Raw genomic sequence first — 8,734 nt, forward strand, 5'->3', positions numbered from 1 at the left:
AGGAGCCCTGTGGCCACGACCGGCCGAGTCCTGGAAGCAGCCGGGGTGCTGAAGGTCTTTCCCGGCGTCCGCGCGCTGGACCACGTCTCGTTCACCCTCGGCAGGGGCGAGGTGCACGCCCTGGTGGGGGAGAACGGCGCGGGCAAGTCAACGTTGATCAAGGTGCTGACCGGCGTCTACCAGGCCGACGCGGGCCAGGTGAGGTACCGCGACGAGGTGGTGGGCTTCTCCAGCCCGCTCGACGCGCAGCGGGCCGGCATCTCCACGATCTACCAGGAGGTCAACCTGGTCCCCTCCATGAGCGTGGCGCGCAACCTCTTCCTCGGGCGCGAGCCCAGGGGCCGCTTCCGGCTCATCGACTTCGGCGCCGTGCACGAGCGGGCCAGGGAGATCCTCAAGGGGTACGGCGTCCACGTCGACGTCCGCCGCCCCCTCGGCTCCCTGGGCATGGGCACCCAGCAGATGGTCGCCCTGGCCCGTGCCGTCTCCGTCGACGCCCAGGTCGTCATCATGGACGAGCCCACCTCCTCGCTGGAGCCGCGCGAGGTCGGCAGGCTCTTCGAGGTGATCAGGGGGCTGCGCGACCAGGGCCGCTCGGTGATCTACGTCAGCCACCGGCTGGACGAGCTCTACCAGATCTGCGACCGGGTCACCGTGCTGCGCGACGGCAGGCTGGTCCACACCGGCAGGATGGCCGAGCTGGAGCGCCTGCGCCTGGTCTCGCTCATGCTCGGGCGAAAGCTGTCGGAGGTGCGGGCCGAGGGCGCCACCAAGTTCAGCGGCTCCCACACCCAGGACGAGCAGGACCCGCCGGTGCTCACCGCGACCGGCCTCACCCGCAGGCACCAGCTCGACGACGTCTCCCTGGCGCTGCGGCCCGGCGAGGTCGTCGGCCTGGGCGGCCTGCTCGGCGCCGGGCGCAGCGAGACCGCCAAGGCGATCGCGGGCGCCCTCAAGGTGGACTCCGGGGAGGTCGTCGTGGCGGGCGTGCCGCTGCGCACCGGCTCGGTCTCCGCGGCGATCCGCGCCGGGATCAGCCTGCTGCCCGAGGACCGCAAGGCCGAGGGGATCGTGCCGACCCTGTCGGTGCGGGAGAACATCGCGCTGGCCGCGCTGCCCCGGCTCTCGCGGGCGGGCATCGTCTCCGACCGCCGGGTCGACAGGATCGTGGAGACCTTCATGAAACGGCTGCGGATCAAGGCCGCGGGGCCCGGCCAGCTGGTCGGCGAGCTGTCCGGCGGCAACCAGCAGAAGGTGCTGCTGGCCCGCTGGCTCGCGATGAGCCCCAAGGTGCTGCTGCTGGACGAGCCCACCCGGGGCGTCGACGTCGGAGCCAAGGCCGAGGTGCAGATGCTCATCGACGAGCTCGCCGTGGACGGCCTGGCCGTCCTGCTCATCTCCTCCGACCTGGAGGAGATCGTCGAGGGCTGCGACCGGGTCGTGGTGCTGCGCGACGGCGCCGTCCAGGGCGAGCTGCACGGCACCGAGGTGAGCGAGGAGGCGATCATGTCCATGATCGCCCGGTCGGTGGAGGTCCCCCGATGAGGGCCGTGATGTCCGTGGTCGCCCGCCGGGTGGAGGTTCCCCGATGAGGACCGTCATGTCCGTGATCGCCCGGCGGGCGGAGGTCTCCCGATGATGGCCGTCGTGTCCGTGATCGCCCGGCCGGTGGAGGTTCCCCGATGAAGGTCGAAGGTCCCCCGGCGAAGGCCGTGCCGGTCATCGCCCGCCCGCTGCCCGGCAGGGCGGAGCTGCTGTCGTGGCTGCAGCGCTACGGCGTCTACGTCGCCGTCGTCGTCCTGGTGCTGTTCAACGCCGCCTTCACCCCCAACTTCCTCGCGGTCGGCAACTTCCGTACCCAGCTGCTGCAGGTCGCCCCTGTCGTCGTGGTCTCCCTGGGCATGGCCCTGGTCATCGGCGCCGAGGGCATCGACCTGTCGGTCGGCTCCGTCATGGCGCTGTCGGCGTCGATGATCGCCCTCTACCTCGGCTACGGCGCCTGGCCCGCGATGCTCATGGCGATCCTCGCCGGGGCGCTCGTCGGGGCCGTCGGCGGCACGCTCGTCTCCGTGGTCGGGGTGCAGCCGATCGTGGCGACGCTGGCGCTGCTCGTCGGGATACGCGGGCTGGCCAACGTGCTGCTGCCGCAGCTGAAGGAGATCGGCAACCCCACGCTCACCGCGCTGGGCAGCGAGTCGGTGCTCGGCGTGCCGTACGTCGTGCTGGTGGCGGTGGCGCTCACCCTGCTCGTGCTGTTCGTGGTCCGCAAGAGCACCTTCGGGCGCCAGGTGGTCGCGGTCGGCGGCAACCGGGTGGCCAGCGAGCTGGCCGGGCTGCCGGTGCGGCGCATCCTGCTGCTGGTCTACGTCATCTCCGGCGTGCTCGCCGCGATCGCCGGGATCCTGGCCAGCTCACGCCTGCAGGCCAGCGACCCCACCTCGCTCGGCCTGTTCATGGAGCTGTCGGCCATCACCGCGGTCGTGGTGGGCGGCACCCCGCTGAGCGGCGGCCGGGTCCGCGTGCTGGGGACGGTGATGGGCGCGCTGCTCATGCAGCTGCTCCAGGCCACGCTGATCAAGCACAACCTGCCGCAGTCCTGGACCCAGATGGCCCAGGCCGTGATCATCCTCGCCGCCGTCTACGCCGCCAGGGAGCGCCGATGACCCTCACCACGGTTCCGGCGGAGACCGAGTCCCCCCGCGAGCGCGCGGGGAGGATCTTCCGCGGGCACGGCGCGCTGATCGTGCTCGCCGTCCTCGCGCTCGTCGGCTCGCTCGCCTTCGACTCCTTCGCCACGGTGGCGAACGTCGGCAACATCGCCACCTCCTCCTCGTTCCTGGCGATCATCGCGATCGGCATGACCTTCGTCATCATCTCCGGCGGCATCGACCTGTCGGTGGGGTCGCTCTTCGTGCTCGGCGGGGTCCTGGCGGCGTACGGCTCCCAGTACGGGCTGCTCGTGGCGCTCGCCCTGCCGCTCGCGGTGTCCGGGCTGTTCGGCCTGGTCCACGGGGTGATCATCGCGAGGACCGGGATGGCGCCGTTCATCGTCACCCTGGCCGGGCTGCTGGCGGCGCGCGGCCTGATGCTGGCGATCTCCGACGAGGGCGCCGCGACCTACCTGGTCGAGGACCCCTCCTTCGCGCTGCTCGGCCAGGGCTCCGTCATGAACGTCGGCTACCCGGTGCTCGTGGCCGCCGTCCTGCTGGGCGTGGGCATGGTCCTGCTGCGGCGTACCGGCTTCGGGCAGAACGTCTACGCCATCGGCGGGAGCGAGGACGCCGCCAGCCTCATGGGCGTGCCGGTGGCCCGCACCAAGATCACCGTCTACCTCATGTCGGGGCTGCTGGCCGGGCTGGCCGGGGCGCTCAACGCGGCCCGGCTCTCGTCGGGGGTGACGATCCTGGGCATCGGGCTGGAACTCGACGTGATCGCCGCCGTCGTCATCGGCGGCACCCTGCTCACCGGGGGAGCCGGGGCCCTCGGCGGCACGATCGCCGGGGCGTTGCTGCTCGGCGTGATCCAGAACCTGATCAACCAGGTCGGCAACCTCAACGCCTCCTTCCAGCAGGTGGTCAGCGGGCTCTTCCTCGCCCTCGTGGTGATCGCCCACCGGTTCCTGGGAGGGGTGCGCAGGACCGAGTGAGGCCCGGCGGGATCCGGGGGCCCCTGTGTGCGGATTTGTACCGGGACAGGGCGCCCCCCGAGGCGCATCCTGCGGGAAGGGAGGTACACCATGTGCCCGCACGAAACACCATGCCCCTCCGCGTACGCGCCCGGCAGGGAGGCCGCGAGGCCGATCGCCTCCCACCCCGAGCAGGGCTGGAGCCTGCTCTGCAACGGGGTGGTGCTCTTCGAGGACACCGGCGAGCTGCTGCCCGACGGCCGGGCCGTGCCGCCGCACCGCCCGCCCGTCAGGCCCCCCGCGATCTCCGCGCCCGCTCAGCCCGCCATGGCGGCCTCGGGGTCGTGGCCGTAGAGCCAGGCGCTCTGCCGCAGCGGGTCGCTGCCGGCCAGGGCCGCGTCGCGCTCCAGCTGGGCGGGCCCGTCGGGCAGGTGGTTCTGCACCTCGCGGCCCCGGCTCATCAGCTGCACCTGTGAGGCGCGGGGCTTGCGGATCTCCTCGTAGCGGGCCAGCGCCTTCTCCGCCGTCCCGGGCGTGGCGTCGCGCAGGCAGCTCGTCAGGACCACCGCGTCCTCGACCGCCTGGGCGGCGCCCTGGCCGAAGAAGGGCAGCATCGAGTGGGCGGCGTCGCCGAGAAGGGCCACCCGTCCCGACGTCCAGCGCTCCAGGGGGCCGCGGTCGTACAGGGCCCAGCGCTTGGTCTCGGTGGCCGCGGCGACCAGCTGCCCCAGCCGGGGGTCCCAGGTCTCGAACTCGCGGGCCAGGTCCTCGATCCGCCCGTCGGCCGTCCACGACTCGACGCGCCACTCGCCCGCGGGCACGATCGCGACGATGTTGATCAGCTTTCTGTCCCGGATGGGGTAGTGGACGAAGTGGCGGCCGGGGCCCAGCCAGAGCGTCTGCACCCGGCGCAGCGCCAGCTCCGGCGCCCGCTCGGCGTCGACCAGGCACCGGTAGGCGCACAGACCGGAGAAGCGCGGCGGCTCCTCGTCGACGACCGCGGGCCGTACGGCCGAGTGGATGCCGTCCGCGCCGATCACCACGTCGGCGGCCACTGTCGTCTTCACGCCGCCGGCACTGGTGAAGACCAGCTCGGCCCCGTCGTGCTCCTGCCGCAGCACCTCCAGCCGCCGGTCGGTCCTGACCGCGTCGGCGGGCAGCGCCTTCAGCAGCATGTCGAGCAGGTCGGCCCGGTGCGCGACGTAGCAGTCGGTGCCGTACAGCCGCCGGCACTCCTCGCCCATCGGCTGGGAGGACAGCACCCGGCCGTCCTCCCAGCGCCGGAACTCCCACGCGGTCTCCAGGGGCACGGCGAAGGAGGCCAGGCGCTCGCCGAGCCCGGCCCGTACCAGCGGGCGGACCATGTTGGGGCCCACCACGATCCCCGCGCCGACCTCGCGCAGCTCGGCGGACTGCTCGTACACGACGGCCTCGAGGCCGGCCTGGCGCAGCAGCAGCGCGGTGGCCAGCCCGCCGAGGCCTCCTCCGACAATGGCGATCTTCACTCAGGGGTTCCTCTCGTCGGGCGGCGTCTCACCCCGCGGCACCGCGGTGCTCCTCGATGAGGTGTCTCATCAGCAGGTCCTCGCCGAAGTCGTTGGACGGGTCGCGCCACACGCTGTGGGCGTGGTCGGCGTCGTCCTCGGTGTTGTCGAACTCGATCAACGTGACCGGGCCCTGGACCCGGTAGTAGTGGCCGAGCCCGTAGTCGTCGGCGCCGGCCCAGGCGAAGTGCAGATCGCCGTCACCGGCGGCGCGGACGCGGTCCATCTCGGCGGCCACCTGGCCGGGCCTGGCCCGGTCGAGGTAGCACTCCAGCAGCTCGTCGAACGCGCGCCGCTGCCCGGAGGTCAGGTCGGCGGCGGCGATCCCGCGCGGGTGCGACCTGATGTAGCGCAGGGCCTGCCGGTCGGCCTCGGTGATCATCGCGTCCCGGCGGCCGACCCCGTGCAGGTCGGGCAGCTCCACCTCGCCGATCCTCGGCACCGTGCGGGTGACGAAGTCCGCGGGGGGCACCGGGTGGATGATCGCCCGCGCCCGCCGCTCGTCGTCCAGGGAGCGCAGCAGCGCGAACCCCAGGTCCTCCTCCTCGCCCAGCACCCGGTACGGGCCGAAGCGGGCCGGTTCGGAGCCCAGCAGGAACGGCGTCACCGCCAGGTGGTCCTGGTTGACGACCGTGAAGTTCAGCGACAGGTGGTGGCCGACCAGCCGCCATCCCCACACCGAGTCGGGGTTGGGCTGGCCGAAGAACGTCAGGAAGTACATCCCCGGGTTGCGGAACTCCCTGGCCACGTGCCCGAACCGCTCCAGGTTCAGCTCGCGCAGCACGTGCTCCAGCGAGATCACCTGCACCACCTGCGCGTACGCCCGCTCCGAGCAGCACTGGGCGATCAGCCGGTGCGCCAGGATGCCCTGGTCGAAGCTCAGGTCCCGCAGCGGCACCCCGGCGCGTCCCGAGGCGGGCAGGAAGTTCCAGTTCGAGCGGTCCGCGTCGTCGAAGGGCAGCAGCGCGCGGGCCCGCTGCTCGCCGTCCAGGGCGTCGTACAGCGCCATCGCGGCGAAGGTGATCAGGGTGACGTTGAAGTCCCCGGGGCGCTCCTCCAGACCCGAGCGCGGTGTCCGCCCGGCGGGGGAGTGCTCGCGGGGGGAGTGGCTGAGATGCGAGGTCCGCGACATCGGTCAGCTCTCCGGCCAGGCCACGATCGGGTTGCGCACCGACCCCAGCCGGTCGATCTCCACCTCGACCACGTCCCCGGGGCCCAGGAGGCGCGCCGGGGTGCGCGCGTACCCGACCCCGGCGGGAGTGCCGGTCGCCACCAGGTCGCCGGGGCGCAGCGTCATGGTCCGGCTCAGGTGCGCCAGCACCCGCCCGACCGGGAAGATCATGTTCTTGGTGTCGCCGTCCTGGACGACCTCGCCGTTGACCCGGGTCACCAGCCGGAGCCCGTTCGCCGGGTCGCCCACCTCGTCGGCGGTCACCACGGGGCCGATCGGCCCGCTGTGGTCGGAGTTCTTGCCGAGCGTCCACTGCGCGGTGAGCCGCTGTGCCCGGCGGGCGCTCAGGTCGTTGAAGGTCGCGTAGCCGAACACCCCCGCCAGCGCGGTCTCCTCGTCCACGCACCGCAGCTCCGTGCCGACCACCACGACCAGCTCGACCTCCCAGTCCAGGCCCGGCTCGTCCGGCGGCACCGGGACCGGCGTCCCGTCGACCGCGAGCGACGCCGTCCACCGGCCGAAGATCGCCGGTGTCTCCGGGATCGGGAAACCGCCCTCGGCGGCGTGGTCCCGGTAGTTCAGCCCGACGCACACCACCCGCGCGGAACCGGCCACCGCCGGGGCCAGGTCCAGCTCTGCCAACGCGTATCCGTACGATCCCGGCTCGCCGCCGGCGAGCTCGCGCGCCCTCGCGGTCCAGACGGGCAGGTCCTCGTAGAACTCGCCCACCTCGGTCAGCGGCGCGACCCGGTCACCACCGGTCAGTACGCCCACCCGGACCTGACGTTCATCCCGAAACCCGACAAACCTCATCGTTCACTCCCGACGTCCCCGATGACGGGAACCACAGCAGTCTCGAACGCACCCTAGCGTCGCTCCAGACTCATCCGGAGATCTTCGTACATTCCGCCCCAATTCGATAGGGGGAGTTCGCCGTACCGGGGCTCGCGGGGTTTGAACGCCTCAGGTGAGGAACTGTCGAGGTATGGACGCACTCGCGCACGTCGACGCCTATTGGCGCGCGGCCAACTACCTGTCGGTCGGTCAGATCTATCTGCTGGACAATCCGTTGCTGGCTGAGCCGTTGCGGGCCGAGCACATCAAGCCCCGGCTGCTGGGGCATTGGGGGACCACGCCGGGGCTGAACTTCTGTTTCGCTCATCTGAACCGGGTCATCGCCGAACGCGATCAGGACATGATCTATATCGCCGGTCCGGGGCATGGCGGGCCGGCGGCGGTGGCGCACGCGTGGCTGGAGGGCTCTTATACCGAGAAATATCCGGATATCACGCGGGATGGGGAGGGGATGCGGCGGCTGTTTCGGCAGTTCTCCTTCCCCGGCGGCATCCCCTCCCATGTGGCGCCCGAGACGCCCGGCTCGATCCACGAGGGCGGTGAGCTGGGCTACTCGCTGGCGCACGCGTATGGGGCGGCGTTCGACAATCCCGGCCTGGTGGTGGCGTGTGTCATCGGTGATGGGGAGGCCGAGACCGGGCCGCTGGCCGCCAGCTGGCACAGCAACAAGTTCCACGCCCCCGGCCGCGACGGCGCCGTGCTGCCCATCCTGCACCTGAACGGCTACAAGATCGCCAATCCGGCGGTGCTGGCCCGCATCCCTGAGGCCGAGTTGGTCAAGCTGTTGGAGGGTTATGGGTATCGCCCGCACCTGGTGTCGGGGGACGAGCCCGAGGCCGTGCACGCACTCATGGCCGAGACCTTGGAGACGGTGTTCGACCAGATCGCTGACTACACGCAGGGACGGGCCGGCCGCCCGCCGATGATCGTGTTGCGGACGCCGAAGGGATGGACCGGACCCAAGGAGGTCGACGGCCTGCCGGTGGAGGGCACCTGGCGCTCGCACCAGGTGCCGCTGTCGGGGGTGCGCGACAACCCCGAGCATCTGGCGATGCTTCAGGAGTGGATGCGCTCCTACCGGCCCGGTGAGCTGTTCGACGCCGAGGGGCGGCCGGTGGCCGAGGTCGTGGGGACGGTGCCGGCGGGGCCGCTGCGAATGAGCGCCAACCCGCATGCCAACGGCGGCGAGCTGCTGCGGCCGCTGGCGTTGGGGGATTTCCGCGAGCACGCGGTCGAGGTCAAGGCGCCCGCCACCGCCACCAGTGAGCCCACCCGGGTGCTGGGCGCCTTCCTGCGCGACGTGATCGCCGCCAACCCCGACACCTTCCGGCTGATGGGCCCTGATGAGACCGCCTCCAACCGGCTCTCGGCGGTGTTCGAGGTCACCGACCGGGCCTGGAACGCCGAAACGCTCCCGACCGACGAGCACCTGGGGCAGGGCGGCCGGGTGATGGAGGTGCTCAGTGAGCACCTGTGTCAGGGCTGGCTGGAGGGCTACCTGCTGAGTGGCCGCCACGGGTTGTTCAACTGTTATGAGGC

8 protein-coding genes are annotated in these 8,734 nt (G+C 71.8%); 5 read left to right on the forward strand and 3 right to left on the reverse strand.

All coding sequences use genetic code 11. From position 1 onward, the window contains the following. Nucleotides 1–9: 9 nt before the first annotated feature. The 4 genes from AC5L38_RS29945 (at nt 10) to AC5L38_RS29960 (ending at nt 3,979) form a co-directional block, all read left to right on the forward strand. Nucleotides 10–1,545 (forward strand): sugar ABC transporter ATP-binding protein, encoded by a 1,536-nt coding sequence (locus tag AC5L38_RS29945; protein WP_495246175.1) that lies wholly within the window; start codon nt 10–12, stop codon nt 1,543–1,545. 137 nt (nt 1,546–1,682) lie between these two features. Further along, complete coding sequence (locus AC5L38_RS29950) at nt 1,683–2,663, forward strand: ABC transporter permease (RefSeq protein WP_495246176.1); 981 nt, start codon at nt 1,683–1,685, stop codon at nt 2,661–2,663. Next, nucleotides 2,660–3,646 carry an ABC transporter permease gene (locus AC5L38_RS29955; RefSeq protein WP_495246177.1) on the forward strand — a complete coding sequence of 329 codons (987 nt, stop codon included), beginning with the start codon at nt 2,660–2,662 and terminating at the stop codon, nt 3,644–3,646. The genes AC5L38_RS29950 and AC5L38_RS29955 overlap by 4 nt, the downstream gene beginning before the upstream one ends. Nucleotides 3,647–3,736: 90 nt before the next feature. Next, nucleotides 3,737–3,979, forward strand: a complete 243-nt coding sequence (locus AC5L38_RS29960; protein WP_495246178.1) for a DUF5999 family protein — start codon at nt 3,737–3,739, stop codon at nt 3,977–3,979. Here the strand turns inward: AC5L38_RS29960 and AC5L38_RS29965 are convergent. Genes AC5L38_RS29965 through AC5L38_RS29975 form a run of 3 tightly spaced genes read right to left on the reverse strand, consistent with a single transcriptional unit; the run spans nt 3,943 to nt 7,114 of the window. Next, nucleotides 3,943–5,130: an FAD-dependent monooxygenase gene (locus AC5L38_RS29965; protein ID WP_495246179.1), complete on the reverse strand. Its 1,188-nt coding sequence runs from the start codon at nt 5,128–5,130 to the stop codon at nt 3,943–3,945. The genes AC5L38_RS29960 and AC5L38_RS29965 overlap by 37 nt on opposite strands. A 28-nt stretch (nt 5,131–5,158) precedes the next feature. Next, a complete protein-coding gene (locus AC5L38_RS29970; RefSeq protein WP_495246180.1) occupies nt 5,159–6,301 on the reverse strand; it encodes a DUF3500 domain-containing protein in 1,143 nt (380 codons plus the stop codon). Between the two features lie 3 nt (nt 6,302–6,304). Next, nucleotides 6,305–7,114, reverse strand: coding sequence for a fumarylacetoacetate hydrolase family protein (locus AC5L38_RS29975; RefSeq protein WP_495246181.1), 810 nt, complete (start codon nt 7,112–7,114; stop codon nt 6,305–6,307). Between the two features lie 211 nt (nt 7,115–7,325). Here AC5L38_RS29975 and AC5L38_RS29980 point away from each other — a divergent pair. Continuing rightward, nucleotides 7,326–8,734, forward strand: a 1,409-nt coding sequence (locus AC5L38_RS29980; RefSeq protein WP_495246182.1) for a phosphoketolase family protein, incomplete at its 3' end; no start/stop codon positions are given.

It is taken from the genome of Streptosporangium nanhuense (genome assembly GCF_059358815.1).

Coding starts and splice junctions, on each gene's coding strand:
- AC5L38_RS29950 (WP_495246176.1), top strand. CDS start 1,683: ATGAAGGTCGAAGGTCCCCCGGCGAAGGCCGTGCCGGTCATCGCCCGC.
- AC5L38_RS29970 (WP_495246180.1), bottom strand. CDS start 6,301: ATGTCGCGGACCTCGCATCTCAGCCACTCCCCCCGCGAGCACTCCCCC.
- AC5L38_RS29955 (WP_495246177.1), top strand. CDS start 2,660: ATGACCCTCACCACGGTTCCGGCGGAGACCGAGTCCCCCCGCGAGCGC.
- AC5L38_RS29960 (WP_495246178.1), top strand. CDS start 3,737: ATGTGCCCGCACGAAACACCATGCCCCTCCGCGTACGCGCCCGGCAGG.